The organism is Shewanella sp. 553 (genome assembly GCF_059338375.1).
The window spans coordinates 3,385,694-3,408,672 of the sequence record NZ_CM181701.1; the positions used below are offsets into that span (position 1 = coordinate 3,385,694).

21 protein-coding genes and 2 pseudogenes are annotated in these 22,979 nt (G+C 48.1%); 12 read left to right on the plus strand and 11 right to left on the minus strand.

Features of this window, described 5'->3' with window-relative positions:
• Nucleotides 1-86: 86 nt before the first annotated feature.
• Entirely contained in the window at nt 87-749 is a 663-nt protein-coding gene (locus AC5YBZ_RS14975) for a helix-turn-helix transcriptional regulator (RefSeq protein ID WP_494520847.1), read from the minus strand.
• A 138-nt stretch (nt 750-887) separates the two neighbouring features.
• Nucleotides 888-1,496, minus strand: coding sequence for a DUF2238 domain-containing protein (locus AC5YBZ_RS14980; RefSeq protein ID WP_494520846.1), 609 nt, complete (start codon nt 1,494-1,496; stop codon nt 888-890).
• 166 nt (nt 1,497-1,662) lie between these two features.
• Between AC5YBZ_RS14980 and serA the strand changes: the two genes are divergently transcribed.
• From serA to AC5YBZ_RS15000, 4 genes are all read left to right on the plus strand, one after another.
• Nucleotides 1,663-2,892 (plus strand): phosphoglycerate dehydrogenase, encoded by a 1,230-nt coding sequence (gene serA / locus AC5YBZ_RS14985; protein ID WP_475514929.1) that lies wholly within the window; start codon nt 1,663-1,665, stop codon nt 2,890-2,892.
• Nucleotides 2,893-3,044: 152 nt separating this feature from the next.
• Nucleotides 3,045-4,013 carry a tRNA-modifying protein YgfZ gene (gene ygfZ, locus AC5YBZ_RS14990; protein WP_494523953.1) on the plus strand — a complete coding sequence of 323 codons (969 nt, stop codon included), beginning with the start codon at nt 3,045-3,047 and terminating at the stop codon, nt 4,011-4,013.
• A 254-nt stretch (nt 4,014-4,267) separates the two neighbouring features.
• On the plus strand, nt 4,268-5,101 hold the full coding sequence (locus tag AC5YBZ_RS14995; RefSeq protein WP_494523954.1) for a substrate-binding periplasmic protein: 834 nt from the start codon (nt 4,268-4,270) through the stop codon (nt 5,099-5,101).
• 149 nt (nt 5,102-5,250) lie between these two features.
• Nucleotides 5,251-5,988, plus strand: a complete 738-nt coding sequence (locus AC5YBZ_RS15000; RefSeq protein WP_494520843.1) for a sulfite exporter TauE/SafE family protein — start codon at nt 5,251-5,253, stop codon at nt 5,986-5,988.
• 65 nt (nt 5,989-6,053) lie between these two features.
• On the opposite strand, the gene AC5YBZ_RS15005 is transcribed toward AC5YBZ_RS15000, so the two are convergent.
• Nucleotides 6,054-6,494, minus strand: a complete 441-nt coding sequence (locus tag AC5YBZ_RS15005) for a hypothetical protein (protein ID WP_494520842.1) — start codon at nt 6,492-6,494, stop codon at nt 6,054-6,056.
• 171 nt (nt 6,495-6,665) lie between these two features.
• Between AC5YBZ_RS15005 and AC5YBZ_RS15010 the strand changes: the two are divergent.
• Nucleotides 6,666-6,918 (plus strand): annotated as a pseudogene (locus AC5YBZ_RS15010) (DUF2999 family protein).
• 135 nt (nt 6,919-7,053) lie between these two features.
• On the opposite strand, the gene AC5YBZ_RS15015 reads toward AC5YBZ_RS15010, so the two are convergent.
• The 5 genes from AC5YBZ_RS15015 to AC5YBZ_RS15035 all read right to left on the minus strand — a co-directional run bounded on the left by AC5YBZ_RS15015 (nt 7,054) and on the right by AC5YBZ_RS15035 (nt 14,434).
• Nucleotides 7,054-9,081, minus strand: coding sequence for a S9 family peptidase (locus AC5YBZ_RS15015; RefSeq protein WP_494523955.1), 2,028 nt, complete (start codon nt 9,079-9,081; stop codon nt 7,054-7,056).
• A 294-nt stretch (nt 9,082-9,375) separates the two neighbouring features.
• On the minus strand, nt 9,376-10,464 hold the full coding sequence (locus tag AC5YBZ_RS15020) for a linear amide C-N hydrolase (protein ID WP_494520839.1): 1,089 nt from the start codon (nt 10,462-10,464) through the stop codon (nt 9,376-9,378).
• Between the two features lie 181 nt (nt 10,465-10,645).
• Entirely contained in the window at nt 10,646-11,989 is a 1,344-nt protein-coding gene (gene gdhA / locus AC5YBZ_RS15025; RefSeq protein WP_494520838.1) for an NADP-specific glutamate dehydrogenase, read from the minus strand.
• 241 nt (nt 11,990-12,230) lie between these two features.
• Complete coding sequence (locus tag AC5YBZ_RS15030; protein ID WP_494520837.1) at nt 12,231-12,635, minus strand: hypothetical protein; 405 nt, start codon at nt 12,633-12,635, stop codon at nt 12,231-12,233.
• A 179-nt stretch (nt 12,636-12,814) separates the two neighbouring features.
• On the minus strand, nt 12,815-14,434 hold the full coding sequence (locus AC5YBZ_RS15035) for a BCCT family transporter (RefSeq protein WP_494520836.1): 1,620 nt from the start codon (nt 14,432-14,434) through the stop codon (nt 12,815-12,817).
• A 617-nt stretch (nt 14,435-15,051) separates the two neighbouring features.
• Here AC5YBZ_RS15035 and AC5YBZ_RS15040 point away from each other — a divergent pair.
• On the plus strand, nt 15,052-15,630 hold the full coding sequence (locus AC5YBZ_RS15040; RefSeq protein ID WP_494520835.1) for an excalibur calcium-binding domain-containing protein: 579 nt from the start codon (nt 15,052-15,054) through the stop codon (nt 15,628-15,630).
• 86 nt (nt 15,631-15,716) lie between these two features.
• Here AC5YBZ_RS15040 and AC5YBZ_RS15045 read toward each other — a convergent pair whose 3' ends face one another.
• From AC5YBZ_RS15045 to AC5YBZ_RS15055, 3 genes are all read right to left on the minus strand, one after another.
• The gene (locus AC5YBZ_RS15045; protein WP_494520834.1) at nt 15,717-16,229 is read right to left on the minus strand and encodes an Sbal_3080 family lipoprotein; all 513 of its coding nucleotides are present in this window, start codon (nt 16,227-16,229) and stop codon (nt 15,717-15,719) included.
• 483 nt (nt 16,230-16,712) lie between these two features.
• Entirely contained in the window at nt 16,713-18,359 is a 1,647-nt protein-coding gene (groL, locus tag AC5YBZ_RS15050; protein ID WP_494520833.1) for a chaperonin GroEL, read from the minus strand.
• A 56-nt stretch (nt 18,360-18,415) separates the two neighbouring features.
• Nucleotides 18,416-18,706: a co-chaperone GroES gene (locus tag AC5YBZ_RS15055; RefSeq protein WP_110457094.1), complete on the minus strand. Its 291-nt coding sequence runs from the start codon at nt 18,704-18,706 to the stop codon at nt 18,416-18,418.
• A 225-nt stretch (nt 18,707-18,931) separates the two neighbouring features.
• Between AC5YBZ_RS15055 and AC5YBZ_RS15060 the strand changes: the two genes are divergently transcribed.
• The 6 genes and pseudogenes from AC5YBZ_RS15060 to AC5YBZ_RS15085 all read left to right on the plus strand — a co-directional run bounded on the left by AC5YBZ_RS15060 (nt 18,932) and on the right by AC5YBZ_RS15085 (nt 22,899).
• Nucleotides 18,932-20,299: an MATE family efflux transporter gene (locus tag AC5YBZ_RS15060; protein ID WP_494520832.1), complete on the plus strand. Its 1,368-nt coding sequence runs from the start codon at nt 18,932-18,934 to the stop codon at nt 20,297-20,299.
• 31 nt (nt 20,300-20,330) lie between these two features.
• Nucleotides 20,331-20,990 (plus strand): Qnr family pentapeptide repeat protein, encoded by a 660-nt coding sequence (locus AC5YBZ_RS15065; RefSeq protein WP_494543128.1) that lies wholly within the window; start codon nt 20,331-20,333, stop codon nt 20,988-20,990.
• Nucleotides 20,991-21,234: 244 nt separating this feature from the next.
• Nucleotides 21,235-21,456: pseudogene (locus AC5YBZ_RS15070) on the plus strand (efflux RND transporter permease subunit); the annotation flags it as partial.
• A 171-nt stretch (nt 21,457-21,627) separates the two neighbouring features.
• Entirely contained in the window at nt 21,628-22,035 is a 408-nt protein-coding gene (locus AC5YBZ_RS15075) for a c-type cytochrome domain-containing protein (RefSeq protein ID WP_475514948.1), read from the plus strand.
• Nucleotides 22,036-22,169: 134 nt separating this feature from the next.
• Entirely contained in the window at nt 22,170-22,505 is a 336-nt protein-coding gene (locus AC5YBZ_RS15080; protein ID WP_494520830.1) for a hypothetical protein, read from the plus strand.
• 46 nt (nt 22,506-22,551) lie between these two features.
• Nucleotides 22,552-22,899: a hypothetical protein gene (locus AC5YBZ_RS15085; protein WP_475514950.1), complete on the plus strand. Its 348-nt coding sequence runs from the start codon at nt 22,552-22,554 to the stop codon at nt 22,897-22,899.
• Nucleotides 22,900-22,979: the final 80 nt, after the last annotated feature.

The following is a 22,979-nucleotide window of genomic DNA, read 5'->3' on the forward strand; positions in this document are numbered from 1 at the left end:
ATTTATTACGTTACTTAGCTGCTTTTTAGACCACACACGACTAACATGCTTAACAGAGTAATAAGCAAGGCAGCAATTATCACTGATCAACACAACTCAAAATAGGCGGCGTTCACCTGCAACCAACGCAATAATTCGACCCGATTACGCGACTGGGTCTTACGAAAAATCGATGAAATATGGGCTTTCACTGTGTGTTCGCTGATAAATAGGTGGGTAGCGATCTCTTTATTGCGGGCTCCGCTGGAGACCAGTTCGATGATGGTGCGTTCACGCCCAGTGAGTTGTTGCAAAACGCTAATCGCCTCTTGCTGTAAAGATGGTTGGCCATGTTGAGGAGGAATAAAACGCCGCAATACTTTTGCCAGTAGCCCCTTGTCATACCACAACTGATGTTGCAGTAATTCATGTAGGCCGCTAAGTTGCACTTCTTGGCTATCGTCGCTAAACAGTAGCCCTTGTACGCCTAGTAACAAGGCCGCTTCGGTATTTATCCTGTTACGATTTACCCGATACAATGCCAGCGGCACATAAGGCAGTAAGCGCGGCACGATAAGAGGGATGCCCTGCTTATCGACCGCCGCACCTTGCTGGGCAATAAAATAGAAACTCTGGCATTGCGGATCCGGTTCAAGCTCATCGACCTGACGTGCAATACGTACTCTTAACCCCAGAGACTGTGCCCAAATGGCCAGCTCGCATGGGCTAGATAACTGATGCCAAAAGACTAGCTCGTCAATGTTGCTCATCAAATCCTCCTTGATTTAAATTGCGCCAATTCATACCGAGCAAACAATCATCTATTGCATGCATCGATGAAGTACAGCGGTTAACCACCACAGTTTTCGCTACCTTAGTGCAGCCCCGACCTAATGGCTCACTTCGGCTTAACCTGTGGTTTTAAGCTGTTGCAGCAGGCGATTATGCCAAGATGACAACAGTAACACACTGACTATCGCGCCTAATAGCGCCATCGCCATATCTGACTGGGTATCCCACACATAACCCTGAGTTCCAAGGAAGGCTTCGGCGTTTTCACCCGACAAGACCGCCACCCACCATTCGATAAGCTCATAAAATGCCGATAAGGCCAACGCAAAACAGCAGACTAAGAAGCCACACCAAGCCCCGGGCTTTAATACTTGATTACGCAGCAACACTTCTCTGGCCAACAAGGCTGGAATAAACCCTTGGGCAAAATGGCCGACTTTGTCATAATTATTGCGTTCACTTCCCATCAACTCGGCAACCCAGTCGAACAGCGGAACTTCGGCATAAGTGTAATGGCCGCCCACCATTAAAATCACCGCATGGATCAGAATCAAACCGTAAGCCAATGATGTTAATGGGAAGCGCTTACGCGTAAAATACAATACCGGCAGCGCGATCAGTGCTGGCAACACTTCTAAAAACCAGGTAAAGGTATCTTTGGGCTCAATCGCCGACCAGATGAAGACGGCGAAAAAAATCGTGAGCCAGATAATACTTTTATGCAAAATTGGAACTCCTTAGATGATATTGTTTTAATATCGAAATAATGACTTTAGCCATCTAGCCCTCCACACTGATTAAAAATAGTGCTATTTTGAGAGAGCTTTAGCTGTCAACAATCAAATAATTACCAAATATATAGCAACAACCGATAAAGAGGGTACTCAAATCATGGCGAAACACTCGCTAGACAAGGATAAAATTAAGATCCTACTGTTGGAAGGCGTCCATCAATCTGCGGTAGATGTGTTCAAACGCGCCGGCTACAGCAACATTGAATACCATAAGGCATCATTAGGAGAAGAGGAGTTATTGGCCTCGATTAAAGATGCGCATTTCGTCGGTATTCGCTCCCGTACCCAACTGACCGAAACCGTACTGAAGCACGCTGATAAATTAGTCAGCATTGGTTGCTTCTGTATCGGAACCAATCAAGTTGATCTCGCCACAGCCGAAAAACTGGGGATCCCGGTTTTTAACGCGCCTTTCTCTAACACGCGCAGCGTCGCGGAGTTGGTACTGGGTGAGATCATCATGCTATTACGTGGCATTCCACAGCGTAATGCGATTGCCCACCGTGGCGGCTGGCTTAAAAGCGCCGCGGGCAGCTATGAAGCCCGTGGTAAAACCTTAGGCGTTATCGGCTACGGCCACATTGGTACTCAGCTGGGCATTTTGGCCGAGACCTTAGGTATGCGCGTGGTATTCTTCGATATCGAAGATAAATTGCCACTGGGTAATGCACAGCAAATCCACTCACTTGAGCAGCTATTAGCCCTAGCCGATGTAGTGAGCCTGCATGTGCCAGAAACCCCACAGACCAAAGATATGATCGCCGAAGCAGAGCTTGCTTGTATGCGCCAAGGCAGCATATTGATCAACGCCTCGCGCGGCACGGTTGTCGATATTGATGCCCTAGCTCAAGCAATTCGTAGCGAGCGCCTTGCGGGAGCGGCTATCGACGTGTTCCCGGTTGAACCTAAATCGAATGATGATGAGTTTATCAGCCCACTGCGCGGTTTAGACAATGTGTTGTTAACCCCACACGTTGGCGGTAGCACCCAAGAAGCGCAAGAGAATATCGGCATCGAAGTGGCTGGCAAACTGGCCAAGTACTCAGATAACGGTTCAACCATGACCGCAGTTAACTTCCCTGAAGTATCGCTGGCTCAGCACAAAGATGCATCACGTCTGCTGCACATTCACCATAACCGTCCTGGTATCTTAATCAAGATTAACCAAGCGTTTGCAGAAAAAGGCATCAACATCGCCGCCCAGTACCTGCAAACCACGGCTGAAATTGGTTACGTGGTAATGGAAGTGAACTCAGATCAAGCCGACGAAGCACTCGAAGAGATGAAGGCGATTGAAGGCACCATCAGAGCACGCTTACTGCACTGATAGCCTTGAGTAACGCACTTAAATGAATAAAGCCCTATGATCAACATCATGGGGCTTTATTGTTTGCTGTAAGTTTCGCTTAACCACCTTTGCGCCAACGATGATTAACGGTACAATCGTGGCTCTTATTCGTTTATTTCTTGGACTATCTCATGACAGTGTCAACTTCTCAGCCAACCTGGCCTTTAAACGGACAATCCCCAGAGCTGTTTTTTTCGCATCTTAATCACCTAGGCTTAATTGCCGTTACGGGTGAGCAAGGCCGCAGCTTTATCCACGGCCAAGTCACCACAGATATTAGCTCGCTGGGCGCTGAACAATGGCGCTGGGGAGCTCACTGCGATCCAAAAGGTAAGATGCTGGCCAGCTTCAGAACCTTCACCATGGGTGATACCTTGATCATGATGATGCCTCGCGATACCTTGGCATTGGATCTGCCGCAACTGCAAAAATATGCGGTTTTTAGTAAGGCGGAGCTGAGTGATGCTAGTGCAGACTGGCTACTGCTTGGTGTCAGCGGCGAGCAAGCCACTGACTGGTTAAGCCAGCAATTTGGCGCGTTAAATAGCGAACTGACCCCAATCGATAATGGCGTGATTTTACATGATGCAGGCCGTCATATTGTCGTGCTAAAGCAGAGCGTAGCCGACACATTGCTAAGCCAGTTGCCGCAAGCCGTGTATGATGCCAGTGCATGGCAAGCGCTCGAAATCGCCGCGGGTTACCCCAACCTTGGCGCCGCACATCAAGGGCAATTTGTGCCACAAATGTGTAATCTGCAGGCCATCGACGGCATCAGCTTTAATAAAGGCTGTTACATGGGGCAAGAAACCATCGCCCGCATGAAATACCGTGGCGGTAATAAGCGTGCCTTGTATATTGTCAGTGGCACGGTATCTAGCCCATTAACGGCCGATAGCCAGCTTGAAATCGCCCTTGAAGATGCGCTTTATCGCCGCGCCGGCACCATTATTGAGTGGGTACAACGCGGCCAAGAGGTGCTAATGACGGCGGTATTGGCTAACGATACCCAGCTCGATGCCAAGTTACGTATCGCAGGCGATGAAGCCTCACAACTGATCTTGCAAGCACTTCCTTATTCGCTAGAAGAAGCCGAATAATTGCGAATGTCACTCAGTATAAAGATCAAAAAGGCGCATTAAGCGCCTTTTTTGTATCGGTTAAATCCAAGCGCTCTCTGCCGCTGGCCTTAAAGCTCCCACTCTCGCCACTGTGGAGCCATGGGCATTAGCCCATAACACAACATAGTGAATATCAACGCCCAAATGATAAAGCGCCGCCTTAGTGTTAGCTCTGTCACATTCGGTGCAAAAAGTTGGGCGAGAGTAATACGCCTCTACTACAATCCGCGGCCATGATGACAGTGACAGCCCTTGACGACTCACTCTCATTTAACCTCAGTGAGTGGAGTCTGTACATCATGCGTATCAGTGATATTAAGGCCGTTGCCGCAGCACTTAGCTTATGGACAGCATCAGTCTCTGCCGATACGCCGCTATCATTAGCCACCTTGAGTATGCCGCCGCTTGAATACCAAGAGGACGGTGTGGTTAAAGGGATCGCTAGCGACATAGTTAACACAGTCTTTGCCCGCATGGGGATCACCACCGACACCCAGCTCTACCCGTTTGCACGCGCCATGAAAATGGTCGAGCAGCAAAAAGTCGATGCCATTTTTTCTATCGTCAGTACACCGCAACGACAAACCCTGCTGACCTTTAGTGGCGAAAGTCTTATCGACGATGTGACGAGCTTATTTGTGAGGCATGATGCCGACATTGAGTTTAATGGCGACCTCAGCAGCCTCACTCACTACCGTTTTGGCGTACTGCGCGCTGCGCACTATGGCAAACGCTGGCAACAAGCCCTACACAGCGGTGTGATTACCAAGGTCGAGCGGGTGTCCGATCAGCGGCAAAATATCTTAAAACTCACCCATCATCGCATCGATATTATCATCGGGCCGCGGCTGTCGATATTGCATGAGCTTAATGTGTTGGGATTACAGCAGCAGGTGAAGATACTGCCTGTGCCAATAGAGGTGGTACCAACCTATCTCGCCTTTGCCAAAGGCAGAGTGCCATTGGCGATTCAATTGCAATTTACTGAGCAGCTGCGTCAACTCAAACAAGAAGACCAGTACCAGCGGATCATCGATAGCTATATCATAACTGCCCCAGCGCGCTAACCCCATCAGCACCTCGCATCGCCCATTAGATGCGCCATTCAATGCTCGCTCTCAAGCCAATGACTCAATTGACGCCAGAGTAAAAAATCCGTTGTGAAAGCTTCATTCAATGGCACTATAGACGGCCGATGGCATATCAAGGAGCGAACGTGTTAACAGACCCATTATTTTGGCTCGTTGCGATACCCGCCGTATTAATGACCGGCATCTCAAAATCTGGCTTTGCCGGCGGCGCGGGCGGACTGACGGTGCCGTTAATGGCCTTGGTAGTGAGCCCAGTGGCGGCCACGGCGGTGATGCTGCCACTGTTAATCTATATGGATATTTTAAGCGTTCGTTCGTGGTGGGGTAAACATAATGCTCGGCAGCTATCCATTTTACTGCCCGCGGCTATTGTCGGCATTGTCGTTGGCTATCTGCTGTTTGACCATTTAAACGAGCAATACCTGCGCCGTATTTTAGGCGGTATATCGCTGGGGTTTGGGCTGTATGGCTTGCTGCTCAGCGGCCGTTTTGCGCATAAACCGTCTGCCTTTATTGGTCGAATCTGTGGCACCATCGCCGGCTTTACCAGCTTTGTCGCCCACGCTGGCGGGCCACCGTTAAACGCCTATCTGCTGCCGCAGCGCTTAGTGAAAAACCAATACCTCGCCACGGCGGTAATGTTTTTTGCCGTGGTCAATGGGGTCAAGTTAATCCCTTATAGCCTGCTTGGACAAATCAACTTAACGAATTTGTGGGTGTCTATGCTGCTAGCTCCTATTGCTTGGCTAGGGGTGAAATTGGGATTACGCCTGCAACACAAGATCAGTGAACACCTATTTAAACAGATCATTTTAACCTTGATGGTGTTAGTCGGTGTGCGCCTGCTGTGGAGCACCTTGTAGGGCTAACCCACGGTGAACATCAGCATAGGCAAGTTAACGGCCCAACCCACGCATTAACGCAGAGGTTAATCGCCCAATAGATCCCGCAGTTGCTGCTCGGCAAGCTCAACGGCGCTCATTGGCTTATCTTCAGGCTTATCTTTAAGTTGCTCTTTAGGACGATCTTCTGACTTAGTGGGGATGGTCAACTCATCATTTAACAGCGCATCCAGTTGTGCCTGCGCCCGCGCCTTGGCGTTATCACTATCACTCTGGGCTGCACTTTGCTCAGCGGCGCAGGCCGTTATCGGCTTAAAATAATCGCAAAAATTGGCCCGCTCACGATCCGACAACCACTCGGCGCGCTCCTCACTGCACTCGCCTCGGCCGGCATCGCGAAAGAACACGCACATCTTACACACGTGCTGATCGGCATGACACGCCAAACACTCTTCACGCCGCGACATAGGTAGAATCACCGCCGTTAACGGCTGCTTGCATCGCCAACAGATAAATTGCTCAGACATGGTTACACCTTACTCATGCTACAGATTGAAAACATCACCCACTGCCAGCATAGAATCGACGCCGCAGCATTGCAACCTAAGCCTTAGGCTCCTTGCCCTATTCCACTATGCCTGCCGATATGTGATAAAATTAGCGCCTGTTTATTTTTACACTTACACAAAGGCAGCAGCATGAACCCAATTATTGCCATTTTAAAAGAACACAATGTTAGTGACGAAAAGATCAATGAGCTGTTTCAGACCTTGACCGAAAACCCACTCATGGCGATGGGCACCATAGGTCAGCTAGGTATCGCCCCCGAAAAGCTACAGCAGTTGATGGCGCTGGTGATGCAAAATCCCGCCTTGATCAAAGAAGCCGTAGACGAGCTAGGGCTCGACTTCACTAAAGTTGAAGCGGCCCAAAGCCCAGCTACAACAATAAGTCATTATCGGTTGCGCTTAACACTCAGCTTAAGCGCCAATGATGCCAAAAGGCTGCCTAGTTAGGCAGCCTTTGTTGTATAAATCAAAGTAACATCACTTGCAGCGCGCTAGCGAAGCAAGCCTATTTATCCTATTACTTAGCCCCGGGCTCGGCAAAACGAGTCATCCAGTCTTGTACTTGGTTGTACCAATAGATGGAGTTATTGGGTTTCATGATCCAGTGATTCTCATCGGGAAAATAGATCATCCGCGACTCAACGCCGCGGGTCTGCAGCGTTCTAAACAACTCGAAACCTTGCCCCACGGGTACGCGGTAATCGAGCTGACCATGGATAACCAAGGTGGGAGTGTTAAAGTTGGCTGCGCCATAATGAGGTGAAATCGCCTTGTATAGTTCTGGGTTATCCCAGTAATTGCCAAAACGAGGACTATGTACCGCAAAATCTGCCGCCAATTGCGAATACATGTTGTACACCGCGGCGTGGATTAACAAGGCCTTAAATGGATGCTCTTGCCCCAAAATAATCGACGTTAAATAACCGCCATAACTGGCGCCACCCGCCACTAACCGCTCATCATCTATCCACGGCTGCTGCTTAAACCACTCGGTTGCCTTGAGCACATCTTCGAGTGATTTGTTTTTCCAATCGGGATTAATACTGTCGGCAAAGTCTTGCCCAAAGCTGCTAGAGCCGTGGAAGTTAGGCCACGCGGTAACATAGCCCCAAGAGGCGAAGGTTTGCGCATTCCAGCGGTAATGAAAGCCATCAGAAATCGCATTATGAGGCCCACCATGAATTAACATCATCAGTGGATATTTTTTACTGCGATCAAACCCAGGTGGGTAATGCACCCACATCTGAATATCTTGATTATCATAGCCTTTATAAGTCACTGACTCATAGGTGCCCATATCGACATCGGCTAAGATGTCATCATTGAAATGATCCAGTCGGGTGCGGTGACCATTTTTAGGGTTGATGCTGACCAACTGCGCCGGAAACAGGAAGCTGTCGTTGGCCGCAACTAAGGTGCCGTCATTGGCAATCGCAGGCTGGCTAAAATTGGTGGCATCGGTAATGGCGTTAACCTTGCCATTGCTGGCATTGATGTAAAAAATGCGCCGCGTCGCCGCATCATCGATGGCAGCATAAAACCCTTTACTGTTTGGCGTCCAGACAAAGCGCGCCACCGAGCGATCCCAGTTCTCGGCTAACACTTTTTCCTTGCGCTGCTTAAGATCCAGCAAGATCAGCTTGGCAGTATCGGCATAAAACCCATTAATAGACTGGCGAGTAAACGCGAGCGTTTTGCCATCTGGGCTGAAGGTTGGATTGGTGTCGGGCGCTTGATTAGTAGCGGTAATATTGTCAGCTTTACCACTGCCAATTTTCGCGAGGAAAATATCGGTTTTAGGATCAACTTGGTTGTCCCAGCCATTGGCGTTAAAGGCTATCCAAGCTTCACTCACGTCAATATCGTAACTCGCCGCGCTTTGTGAGGAGCGTGGTAGTTGCTTATTTAACGGTTGAGTCACCGCCTCGACGCTACCGCCCTTGACGGCTATCCGAAAAACATGTGCCTCGCGGTCTTCATCAATCCAATGATCGAAGCTGGAATAGGGCAGCGCATTCCATTGCTGTGCAGAGACTTTATTCTCTTTATCTGCGGTTAATTGCTCAGCCATCTCTTGCCAGTTTTTACCGGGAAACACTGAGCTAATAAAGTAAAGGTGTTCGCCGACCCATTTAAGGCCATACACTCCCGTCGGCACCTCGGTCAAGCGCTGGGCTTCACCTGGGCCATCGAGTGGCAGCAAGTAGACTTGGCCTGCTTCATCTTTATCACGCTGACTGATGAAGGCGAGCGTGCTGCTGTCAGGCGAAAATACCGGCTCACTCACGCGCAGCCCTTTAGCCGTAATGGCACGCTGACTTTTACCGTCTTGATTAAACAACCACAGCTGAGTTGAGCCCTTATCTTCGGGCACATCGTACTGGGTCACTGGCGCAATAATGTATTGGCCATTTGGTGAAATCGTCGGGTTACCGATGCGGCTCAGTTGCCACAACACATCGACCGACAGGGGTTTGCTGGGCTCAGCAAACGCACTTACCACCGGCATCAAGATGCACAGTAGTAACATGGTGATTTTTTTCACGCATTATCTCCTTCAATTTGTTTTAATTTTATTGCTTGCGATCGATAACAAGATAGCAAAAATCACAAGCTTTTATCATTATGCTTATCACCTTGCATGATCGGGCTTAACGCTTAAGCCAAGCTTAAACGACCAACGTCGCCATTGAGAGGGGATAACGGCAACATGGCAGCCACGAGAACGAGGGCAAGGAAATCGCCAAAAACAATAACGCCCTAGCAAACATGCTAAGGCGTTATGCGATTAGGCGATCAACAACGCGCCGCCCCTGATATAACCTAAGCGGCCTTCCCCCTATGGGCCGACGCTCATCTGTTGATAATTAAAACGACCGTTATCTAGTGGCAGTTGTAACTCCTGCTTGGCAGAGAAATTCAGCTGGTTTAAGTCCACCTGCTTAATCGTGCTGTCATGCATGGTTTTATAAAACAGTAAGCCATTACTTTGATCGATTACCGAAGTCCACTGGGTGGCACTGGGTAAGTCTGGGATATGTGCAGGATCGTTAAACTCGCTACCAATTGGAATATCGAAGTTATTCAAAATATGAAAAGCCTGCGACACCGCGTGCTCGGCGCTGTTTAATCTGGGCACGCTATTAACGTAAAACGCCGCACGCACAAACCGCGATGGTGGAGAGACATCCCCAGGTAACCCCACAAAATTGGAGCCCACCCCAAAAGATTGCGCCGTGACATCATTAATTTTTTGCGCCGGGCTGCTACCAGGATGAAGGTTGATATAATTATTAAGATTAGTCACCTGCCAAGGATAATCGGGCGAGTTCGTCAGCACCTTAGCGATGTTTTTATGAATATTGATTTTGCCGTGATCCATGATTTCAATCACTATGCTATTGCCCTGCTTATCGGATACTCGCCAATGCGCGGTGGGAGATGGGTTGCCTTGCTCATCAAAATAGACGGTCACTATTTTTATATTAGCCAATGCCGCCTCGACCTCGGCCACGGTCTCAAATTGACTCAACATCCAGCGCACAAAATCCATGTCGGTGATGTTGTTTGCTGTCTGCTTGGGATCGAACTTGGCTAGTGAGCCATAATTTGGAAAATAGAATAATCCGGCCGCTAAGCCTTTTTCATTAACTCCTTCAGCGATAAAGCGGTCATCACTGACCGATATGCCCGCAAAGCCATATTGGCTCTGCCAACTTAAGCCCGTTGTTTGATTAGGCATCGTCGAGGTATAAAGGTGATTGCGCGGCGATACAATAAGCTTACTATTGAGATCGCTTTCGCCCCATTCGATGGTGCGAGCCTGTATGTGCTCATTGTTTGCGGTGGATAAGGTGATGCCCGTACACGCCCCCGCCTGATAACTCCATAGGGCGCTTAGCACTAAAGCAACTAATGATTTGTTCATAATGTGATCCCGTCAATTTGTTAAGCCAAAGATAAATTCCCTCAATCAAGCCCCATCGCGAGCCCACCTATGACGATGCCAATAAGCGCCAAAGCCGCTGCTCATGCAGCCTTAGCATAGCCCAAGACAAAAAAAGAGCCACTAGGCTCTTTAATTTACACGTGGTGACTAATGAACTCGGTCAATAAACCCCTTGTGCCTTCATGGCATCAGCCACTTTAACAAAACCAGCAACATTGGCGCCCAGTTCATAGTTAATATGGTCATCTTCACGACCGTAGCGCTCACAGGTATCGTGAATAGCGTACATAATGTCACACAGACGCATTTCGACCTCTTCACGGGTCCAACTCAATCGCAGCGCGTTTTGGCTCATCTCTAAGCCCGAGGTGGCAACCCCTCCCGCATTGGCCGCCTTGCCGGGAGCAAATAACACTTTGGCGTCGTGCAGCAAGGCGATGGCTTCAGCGGTGCTCGGCATATTGGCTCCTTCGGCCACCAGTTGCACACCGTTATCGATTAACAGTTGGGCATGCTCTGCGTTGAGTTCGTTTTGCGTTGCACAAGGCAGTGCGATCTCCGCAGCAAACTTCCATGGGCTGCCGCCAGTGACATATTCTAGCTCCATCTCATGGGCGTAATCTGCCAGCCGACCACGGCGCTGGTTTTTAACGTCCATCAACTTGGCGAGTTTCTCTGGGGTAAAACCATCGGGATCGACAACTACGCCACCGGAGTCAGACGCAGTGATCACCTTAGCCCCCATCTCCATTGCCTTTTCAATGGCGTACTGCGCCACGTTACCCGAGCCCGATACCAACACGGTTTTGCCTTCGAGTGTGGTCCCTTTGACTCTAAGCATGGCTTCGACAAAGTAAAGTAGGCCGTAACCCGTGGCCTCGGGACGGATAAGGCTGCCACCAAAAGACAACCCTTTGCCAGTAAACACACACTCTGCACTATTGGTCAGCTTTTTCATCATGCCGTTCATATAGCCCACTTCACGTGCACCGACGCCAATATCACCAGCGGGGACATCTGTGTCTGCCCCCAAGTAACGATGTAACTCAAGCATTAATGCCTGACAAAAACGCATGACTTCGGCTTCACTCTTGCCTTTGGGGTCAAAGTCGCTACCGCCCTTCCCCCCCCCCATGGGCAATGTAGTGAGGGCGTTTTTGAAGGTTTGCTCAAAAGCCAAAAACTTAAGCACTGACGGAGTGACAGAGGGATGAAAACGCATGCCGCCTTTAAAAGGGCCAATAGCCGAGCTGTGCTGCACCCTATAGGCACGGTTAATCTGTACCTTGCCTTGATCATCGACCCACGCAACCCGAAACTGGATCACCCGCTCGGGCTCAACCAAACGCTCTACAATTCCGGCATCTAAATATTCTGGGTGCGCCGCCAAAAAAGGCCAGATGGAGGTTAACACCTCTGTTACCGCCTGCAAAAACTCAGGTTGATTAGGGTTACGCTCGGCAACGGTTGACAGAAAATGTTCAAGAGTGATGTCAGCGCTCATTTTGGTGCTCCAAGGTACACAAAAAATTAAGATTGCAACGGCTTGGAATACCAACCCAAACCTACAGATTGTAGTGGCTAATATTTATAACAGGAATTGATGGTTAATAAATACAACACACTACTTATCCTGCGACTTTCCTCAAAAAAGTCGCACGCTCTGTCGCTTTACTAATAATTCTTCAATTAACTCCTGATAAAAATGATAAATCGCTAATCACCTCTACTTAATTAGCACTTTATTATCGCATCCACTGCATTAATTCGTTCGCGCTAACCACCCCAAATTGTCTTTTGACCAAGTTGCCCGAAGCATCAAACAGCAACAACTCAGCCTGGCCTGCGCGATGTTTGGCGATCAGTTGCTCGCCCTCTGGGGTTCCCGTTCTAGCCAAAAGAAACAATACGTTATCACCAAGATGAGCACGCGCTTCATTCATCTGCTCAGTCTGGCTATTGCTCGATGCAAGATTGGGATCATAGACAAACACCAATGCTGGCTTGCCTGTGCCTATCTGCTCATGGGTCGTCTTAAACCCTTTAGGCATAATGGTTAACAACAGCCAAAGCAGTGCCACGATAGAGGCGATAACCCCAATGACAACCCAAGGCTTACGGCTGGTCGATGGTAAATTCTGTGTATCCATGCTGGTCATGTCCTCTGTAAACGGTCAAATAGATAATTGAGCCATTAAGTGTAATCACACAACCTGAGGTGGAGATTAAAAGTGTGCAGCCTGGCAACCTCGCCCCCTTAAAAACAATAAAGCCCCGCTACCGTGGTTGCGGGGCTTTATACAAAAGGTTAGAAACTCAATTAACTCGCTTAACTTACCTTTGCAGGAACAAGAGCTGCTTTACCAAATTGCTGTTCCGCCATCGCTTTAGCCATCTTGGGCGCTTGCCATAGTGAAGGTAACAACACGAATGACACTGGCACAGCGGTGATCACGATAAAGGATTGTAAGGCGGAGATCCCACCTGAGCCCATTGAGATCAATGCGATAGCAACCAGCCCCATTAACATTCCCCAAAACGCACGCATGGCCCCACTCGGCTCGGTAGAGCCCGTCACTACCACACTAATGGTATAAGTCATCGAATCACCCGTAGTGACGATAAAAGTGGTGGTAAGGATCAAAAACAGTATCGCAGTGACTGATGGCATCGGCAGTTGTGAGGTTATCGCCAGCAAGGCCCCGGGTAAATTGCCGCCCTCAAATGCCGCAGAGATAATACCGGGCTCAGCCAATTCAAACGCCAGCCCCGAGCCCCCGACAATGCTAAACCAAAAGCAGGTGATCAACGGGGCAATAATCGAGATGGATAAGATCATTTGGCGAATGGTACGCCCACGAGAAATACGCGCAATGAAGATCGCCATCATAGGGCCATAACCAATAAACCAGCCCCAGAAAAACACCGTCCACCAACTAAGCCAGTTGCTATCACCTCGATAAAGCGACATAGGAACAAAGTTATTGACCATTCTGGCCACGCCCTGCATATAGCCATCAATAATAAAGCTGGTAGGGCCAAATAATAGAATAAAAATAATAAGCGCGGCGGCCAGCAAAATATTGTAACGGCTCACCAGTTGAATACCGCGGCTAAGACCACTTAACGCCGACAAGGTATACATAGCAATGGCAAACAGCACCACCAAACTTTGAGTGATGAGCGTATCTTGCACACCAAACAGCGCATTAAGGGCGTAACTAATTTGCAAGCCAAGAAAACCAATAGGGCCAATGGTGCCTGCCGCTACCGCAATAATACAAAAGGTGTCGGTTAAGGTGCCAATCCAACCATTAAGGGCTTTATCGCCAAAAATGGGATACAGCAAAGTACGCGGTTGCAGTGGCAAGCCCTTGTCATAATGCAGGTGCATCAAAACGATAGCCCCTAAGCTACCGAGGATCGCCCAAGCCAGGAACCCCCAATGAAGGAAGGATTGCGACAAGGCATTGATCGCCAGTCTGCGCCCTTGCGCTTCACCGTAAAAAGGCGGCGCGGAAACAAAATGAGCGATAGGCTCGGCGGCCGCCCAAAAAACGCCACCACCGGCTAATAGGGTGCATAGCACAATCGACAACCATTTAAAGGTATCCATTTCAGGCGTCGTGCGATTACCCAGCTTAACGTCGCCAGTTCGGGCAAACGCTAAATAGAGACCAATAATAAAGTTAGCCAGCAACAGCACTTGCCAAAAGGGGCCAAACCATTGAGTGACTTTTGAAAAGCCAGTTTGAACGACGCTGGACAGGGTCGGAGTATCGAAAACAGCAAGCAGAACGAAGAGTACAAGAAAGCCGCCACTTAACCAGAGTACAGGGCTGGAGAAGGCGTTTAGCGTAGTTGGTGTATCAGTTCGTTCGGGGGGATGGGCCGCAAGGTAGTTTTCATCTGTTGATTTACGGGCAACAGATTGTGTCAAATTTGACATTAAGAGTTCACTTTTATCATCGTCAGCTATTTAATGAGCCTGTTAAGCGCCACATAGTTTGAGCTGAGCCGGTGTGTTTTCCTCGTCTTTTGCAAAGCCAAGTTAATGACGTTGTAAAGGCTGAGGCTGCAAAAAAGGGCGGTATTCTAACACATTTCAGCGTGAAATAAAACCAAGGTGAGTAATAAGACAACAGCCCAACTCCATGTGCAGCAAGGGTTACAGCCTTGTTAACGGTTAGATGAAATCAAAATGCACAACGCCTTGGCTTTCTCCCAGTTATCGAGCGACTCACTTATTTTAGATACGATGATTTATGTTAGATGAGAGAGAAACCGATTAATTTACAGTAGCTTTTTTATACTAAGGCTATGTATTATAAAGCTCATTTTTATCAGACTGCTAGCTCTTACCTAACGAAAGAGTTAAGCAGAGAATGGATGCTATTGATAAATGATTCTAAAAACCAAATCACGGCAAAACGCGCAATCCCCCCAAGCGATTGCTGGCCAACAGCAAGAATACGCGAGTGCACAAAAGACAAGAAACCAACACATTACACGGCCAAGAATTCAGCTTCAGCCAGAAGATGATCTAAGGAACAGAACTTGAATAGCATGGAAAAAGGAACTCTCGTTCGCTGGAACAGTGAAAAAGGCTTCGGGTTTATCAAGCCAGATACAGCCAATGCTCAAGATGTGTTTATTCATATCTCGGCATTAAAGCAGATGGCGAGAAAGCCCGGTGTTGGCGACCAAATCAACTATTTCTCTGAGTTGCAGAGTGACGGCAAGATCAAGGCAATAAAAGCCAATATTGAAGGTGTGGCAATTGTCGCCGCCAGTCCAAACCTCCGCGATAACAAACGTAATGGCCACCACAATGACCAGTACAATAGCCAGCACAAACGTAAATCATCAAGCGGATTGCTGCTCCCGCTTTTAGTCGTACTCGGCCTTGGCATATTTGGCTTTAAAAAATACGAAGAGCTGACCGCAACGCCAGTACTCACCAACCAAGATGTCGAACAGATGCAGTTCAACCCAGTACAGAACTTCCGCTGTGAAGCAGGCAAAACCCATTGCAGCCACATGCGATCCTGTGATGAAGCGATGTTTTACAACAAGTACTGCCCCAATACCCAGATGGACGGCAACAATGATGGCGTCCCCTGCGAAAGGCAATGGTGTAATTAGTGGTGGTTAAAAACCACCCGTATTTTTTTACACAGAAAGCTTTACAGACTCGATGGTAGCAAAGCAATTTGCCTAACCATCATTTGCTAGCAGTCGTAAGCACAGGTCGGTGCTAATTTAGTACTTCTATCTTTACCATGCTCTAATTGACGTTCAGCATCTTGTACTGAAATCTTTTGGAAAAACACTTCCATAATTAGATTTAATCTTGCTTCTGCATTTCCAAATTTATCAATACCACCATACCTTACTGAATCGAAATCAAGTTCAGCCACTTTCCTTCCTTTACTATCAGTAACATCTAAGTTTACGTAACGCATGTAAGTTGCCATGTCCCACCACCAGTTAGCATTGAATTCAAACATCACTTGATCATCGTCTAACTGAGCATTTGGGCTTGCTGTTACCTTAGATACATTGTAACCATTATCGACCATCCAATTAGTAACAATGCTCCTAACTTTTGCGGTTTGATCAGGATCGTTTGTCATCACGATTTCTTTGTCAAAGTTAGGATCCATTTGCTTCAGCGTTGTTAGACCATTGCTTGAACACCCTGTAACAGCAATCAAAACCAAAGCCAGTATTATTTTTCTCATGTGAATGTCTCTTTAGGTTACGAGGGGGTTTACACCACCAAGTATATAATTATTCATCTATTTAGGTAGTTACAATGATAACCTGACTTCAACAATATACAAACGATTAGCTATCCCCATACAGGTATGGTCAAACTGTGTGTCGTGGCCAACTAAAATTGCCCACCACCTTAAAGTTTAACCAGAACAAAGGTTCTAGCTCATTGGGCGTCAACCCACCTTTATACCAATAGAGAGCGAAGCGCCACAACTTTTCATCAAACGAAGTTTGCAATAAGCACATAAAACAAAACCCCGATACGGTTAAAAGTATCGGGGTTTCTTTTTAGGTGTAATTCTTAGCGAACTAAGAACTCAGGCCTATGGAACAGATGTTCTAGCGCAGGAAAAATCGTTTTAGAGCAAGGCTTCTTGCCACGACGTTTAGTTCTCTTAAACGAGTGGCAAGATAACGCCGCTATAGACGATTTTAACCAGCTAGGATCACATCATGCCGCCCATACCGCCCATTCCACCCATTCCACCCATGCCGCCCATGTCAGCACCAGCGTCTTGTGGCAATTCGCCAACCATAGCTTCGGTGGTGATCATTAGGCCTGCGATAGATGACGCAAACTGTAGCGCACTACGAGTTACTTTAGTTGGGTCAAGAATACCCATCTCTAGCATGTCACCGTAAGTGTCGTTACCTGCGTTGTAACCGTAGTTACCAGTACCGTTTTTCACGTTGTTAGCCACAACTGACGCTTCTTCACCTGCGTTAGTCGCGATTTGACGTAGTGGCGCTTCCATAGCACGTAGGGCGATAACCACACCGTGTTTTTGGTCTTCGTTAGCCACTTCTACGTCGCCAATCTTGCTAGCAACACGTACTAGTGCAACACCACCACCTGCAACTACGCCTTCTTCAACAGCGGCGCGAGTCGCGTGTAGGGCATCTTCTACGCGGGCTTTTTTCTCTTTCATTTCAACTTCAGTGGCTGCGCCCACTTTGATCACTGCAACACCGCCGGCCAATTTAGCCATGCGCTCTTGTAGTTTCTCTTTGTCGTAGTCAGAAGTTGATTCTTCAGCTTGAACTTTAATTTGTGCTACGCGAGCTTGGATCTGCTCTTGCTCACCGTTACCGTCGATAATGGTGGTGTCATCTTTAGTGATAACAACGCGCTTAGCTGTACCTAGGTCTTCTAGGGTGGCTTTTTCAAGCTCTAGGCCAATCTCTTCAGCAATCACAGTACCGCCAGTTAGGATAGCGATATCTTGTAGCATTGCTTTACGACGGTCGCCAAAGCCTGGTGCTTTAACCGCAGCCACTTTAACGATACCGCGCATGTTGTTTACAACTAGTGTGGCTAGTGCTTCGCCTTCAACATCTTCTGCAACGATAAGCAGAGGCTTACCCGTTTTAGCTAGACCTTCAAGGATAGGTAGCAATTCACGGATGTTAGAGATCTTCTTATCAACCAACAAGATGTATGGGCTTTCTAGCTCTACACTGCCAGTTTCTGGCTTGTTGATGAAGTATGGAGATAGGTAGCCACGGTCGAACTGCATACCCTCAACGACGTCAAGTTCGTTTTCGAGTGCTTGACCTTCTTCAACAGTGATAACGCCTTCTTTACCTACGCGCTCCATCGCTGTTGCGATGATTTCACCGATTGACTCGTCAGAGTTAGCAGAGATGGTACCTACTTGTGCAATCGCTTTAGTGTCGCTGCACTCTTGAGATAGGTTTTTAAGCTCGGCAACGGCAGCGATAACTGCTTTGTCGATACCACGCTTAAGATCCATTGGGTTCATGCCCGCTGCAACGGCTTTTAGGCCTTCAGTGACAATCGCTTGCGCTAGTACTGTTGCAGTGGTGGTACCGTCACCGGCAGCATCGTTGGCTTTAGAAGCAACTTCTTTCACCATTTGTGCGCCCATGTTTTCGAACTTGTCTTCAAGTTCAATCTCTTTTGCTACTGACACACCGTCTTTAGTGATAAGTGGTGAACCGAAGCTCTTATCTAAAACAACGTTACGACCTTTAGGGCCTAGGGTAACTTTAACTGCGTTAGCTAGTACGTTTACGCCGGCTAGCATTTTTACGCGCGCGTCATTACCAAAAAGTACTTCTTTAGCTGCCATGTTAATATCCTTTAATAAAATTTTTGTTTAACTGGGATAGTGAGTAACTTAGTGGATTATTCCACTACAGCCATTAAATCTGCTTCAGATAGGATCAAGACTTCTTCGCCGTCGATCTTCTCTTTTTTCACGCCATAACCTTCGTTGAAAATAACTGTGTCGCCGACTTTTACGTCAAGTGGCTGAACAGTACCGTTTTCAAGAATTCGGCCATTGCCTACTGCAAGGACTACACCGCGAGTTGATTGCTCGGCTGCACTACCTGTGAGTACGATGCCACCGGCGGATTTTGCTTCAACTTCTGAACGCTTAACGATGACACGGTCATGTAATGGACGAATATTCATCTATGGACTCTCCTAATGATTTTCTTGCCCAACAAACGTTGGCGGTTTACAAATAAAGACGACACAAAGTAGTTATGCCGAGTGATGATTGGTTATATGGGGGTAGGTGTGACAAGATCCAAGGGCTTTACAAAAAAAAATCTGATTTTTTTAACTGGGTTTTATTAAAAATCGGTCAATCCTGCTAGAATTGCCCTCCTTCTGTAATCTAGGCAATCCACCGTAATGAGAGACAGACACGGGCTGCTCAGCCAGCCTATCGGTCGTGTACTGCTAAATATGAGCCTCCCGAACCTGATTGGTATCTTAACCATTCTGGGGTTTAGTCTGGTGGACACCTTTTTTATCAGCCAGTTAGGCACAGAAGCCCTAGCGGCGATCAGTTTTACCTTTCCGGTCACCTTAGTCATTTCCAGTATCGCCATCGGCATTGGTGCTGGGGTGTCGACCAATTTAGGCCGCCTAATTGGCAGCGGTAACAGCCATAAAGCCAAGGTGTTTTTGCACGATGCCTTAATGCTTACTTTCTGGTTAATCGCCGCGGTATCCTTAGTGGGCAGCCTGTGTATCGGGCCGCTGTTTACCTTGCTTGGCGCTAATGACTCCAGCCTACCGCTTATTCGCGACTATATGTTTTTGTGGTACTTAGGCGCACCACTGCTAGTGCTATTAATGGTGGGCAATCAAGGACTGCGCGCCACAGGTGATACCAAATCTCCGGCTAAAATAATGGCGCTGGCGGCATTAATCAACCTGATCCTCGATCCGCTGCTGATCTTCGGCCTAGGGCCATTTCCACGCTTAGAAATACAAGGCGCGGCGATTGCGACCTTAGTGTCGTGGATAGTGGCGCTGTCGCTATCGGGCTATCTACTTATCATCAAACGTAATTTGGTTGAATTTGCCGAGTTAAACATAGCTCGCATGCGCCTAAACTGGAAACAACTGGCGCATATTGCTCAGCCAGCGGCGCTGATGAACCTGCTTAACCCGGTCGCCAATGCGCTGATTATGGCGATGCTAGCGCGTATCGACCATAGCGCCGTGGCCGCCTTTGGCGCGGGCACGCGATTAGAGTCGGTACTGTTAATTGCGGTAATGGCACTGTCATCGAGCCTAGTACCGTTTGTGGCGCAAAACTTAGGCGCTGGCCAACGGGAGCGGGCACGTGAAGCGCTACTGTTATCGCTTAAATTTGTGCTGGTGTTTCAAACCTTACTCTATTTACCGCTGCTGTTTTTGGCCACTCCCATTGCGCAGTTGTTTAGCAGCGACCCACAAGTTATTGAATGGCTGACTTTTTATATTATCGCCCTGCCCGCCGCCTATGGCCCGCTGGGAATGGTCATTTTAACCGCCACCACGCTCAATGCCTACCACAGACCGATGAGCTCGCTGTTGCTTAACCTGTGCCGCCTATTTGTGTTGCTGCTACCCTTTGCGGCAGTAGGCTCTTATTTAGGTGGCGTAAAAGGGTTATTGCTGGCATTACCCATTACCAATGCCATCATGGGGATCGCCTGTTATATTTTGGCGCGCCAGATCACCGAACCCGTTAAAAGTCAGGCGAAAAATATTCCCACCCCAAATTAATGCTCAGTCAGCCTACTGGCTAGGAGATACAATGACGACAATCTGCGAGCAATGGTTTATCGAGCACGATTTTAGCGGCGAAGATTTACAAGCACAGCACTATCAAGATTGCCACTTCTATCGCTGCCGCTTTAACCATGCTGATCTTAGCGATTGCCTGTTTGAGCGCTGTCAGTTTGTGGAAAGTGGCGACCTACTTGGCTGTGATTTTAGTTACGCCACCCTGACCAATGCCAATTTTAAACAATGCAACTTAAGCATGAGTCTGTTTAGAGGCAGCCGCTGTTTTGGCGCTGAGTATCGTGACAGTAACCTGCAGGGAGCCGACTTTCATCGCGCCAGTTTTACCAATTACATCACCCAGAAAAGCTACTTCTGCAGTGGCTATATCACGGGCTGCAATCTGGCCTATAGCAATTTTGATGGTGTACTGCTCGAAGAGTGTGAGCTATTTGATAACCGCTGGCGCGGCGCGAATTTAAACGGCGCCTCGATGCGCGGCGCCGATTTGAGCGGTGGTGAGTTTTCTGCCGAGCAATGGGGCAGCTTTGATCTGCGCGGCGCTAATCTTACCCGCGTGGAGCTGGATGGCCTCGACCCCAGAATAGTGCCGCTAGAAGGGGTGATCATCAACCCATGCCAGCAAGAACAGTTGCTTGCGCCCTTTGGCCTGATCGTGACGGCTGATTAACAATGCTATATCCAAGATCATGTTTTAGATCAGAGGCTTGATGGCACCTTTGGTTTTGGCTTCGCGATCGCAGGCACCATTTGAATACACGCTTCTAACGCCGCCTCTAAACAGGTGTCCAAACTGTTCACACACAAGTTGCCGGTCACCGATAGGGTTTTCTCTTTACTAAACGGCACCTCGTTAAAAATGCGACCATTGGGGTAGCGAAACAGAATTGAATTGTGCTTGGGTAACTCTTCTGGCGATCAGTCGTGTCAGACCCGTATTGATGGCGGCTATCACTACGATGCTGGGGATGATACCTCTATTATCGCACGCCTTCTTCGGTTCGATGGCGATCACCATTATCTTTGGTCTTGGCTTTGCGTCTGTGTTAACACTAATCGTATTACCAGTGACCTACACCTTGTTATTTGGCATCGTCTACCCAGAAAATAACGGGAGGTCGCTAACACAAAATTAATCCTAACAACCCTTCCCAGCGCGCCCAGTTCGATAGGAACTGGGCTTCCTATAACGGCAAGCAAAATTTACGATGACGATACACAACTCACGAGTGTCATTCATTAACCCCACTCCAGCTTCAGAGAGCTATACTTAAAACGTATCGTTACCAAGGCTACTGGAGGATGTTATGTGTAGTGATCGCCCCCTCAAATTTCGCCTAGCACTCACCGCTGTCGTATCTGTGTTCGTATTAGGCTGTGAACGTCCTGTCAGTTTTTCATCTCAGGTTCAACCTATTTTGAACAACGCTTGTATTAGCTGCCACTCAGGCTCAGGTGAAGGCGTAACCCAAACTAAGCTGGCACTAGACAACTATGAATCAGTCATGCAAGGCACAAAGCTTGGCCCTGTTGTCGTGCCTGGAAGTGCCGTATCCAGTTCGCTCTATTTAGTCATTAACCACCTTGTCGATACTAAAATCCAGATGCCACCCCACCATGACAACAAGTTGGCCCAAGGAGAAGGTAGAGCATTAACAACGGAGCAAATTGAGGTTATTAAAAATTGGATAGATCAAGGAGCCAATAACAACTAACTTCAAATCTAGGCCACTGATAACACCTAATACCTATTCGTATCAAGTGGCCTATCTTCGCTCGACAATACTGCACTATCTTCAGCTCTTGCTTTAGGGTAGATTCGGCATGTCCGCGCCAATAAGGAATCATGATGAAATCTGTATTACTCCTGATATTAACCTTAAGCATTAATGTGGCGTGGGGGTGTGAAGGTAGCTTGCAGCACCAACAACAGACACAACAACAGCTTGGGATCATGGTGCAATCGATTGCGAACGCAATAGACTCGCCCTCTTTGACATCGGTTGAAACCCTTGTTCGCTATGGTACAGATTCGCGCTATTATGTGATGATCCGCGGCTGGATAGTACAAGAGCTAACGGGTGTAGAAAGCCAACTGGCGGCGCAGGGTGACAATGCCGATCCTATGCTAGTGAACAAAGCCAAACACTTAAAAATCAGCCTTAGACGTATCGACTTAGAATAGTTAACCTGAGCTCGGGTTAGTTAATCCCCCCAAAAAAGAGAACAACATGAATAACGCTGTTATTGCCGCCCTAATGTCAGCCTTTGTCTGCCCTGGCAGTGGCCACTTTTATTTAAAGCGCTATAACACAGGCACACTGCTGTCCGTTGTGAGCTTATCTGGGCTGGTGTATCTGCTTTACCGCGCCGTTGAGCGGGCACAAGCCATAAGTGATCGCATTTTATCGGGAGAACTACCGCTGGATTTTGGGGTGATTTTTCAAGAGATAAATCAAGCCGGTGCCCATGGTGACGATATAGCTATTACCTTGGCGACCCTCGCCTTTGTCATAAGCTGGTTTATAGGCGTGATTGACGCATATCGCATCGGAAAAAACCTGCCCCAAGCTAAATAAGTCGCTAACGAGCAAGTAATAGCATTCAATCACCAACACTCGTTGGGTGCCCCTCTTTAGATGAGGTGATCACCCAACAC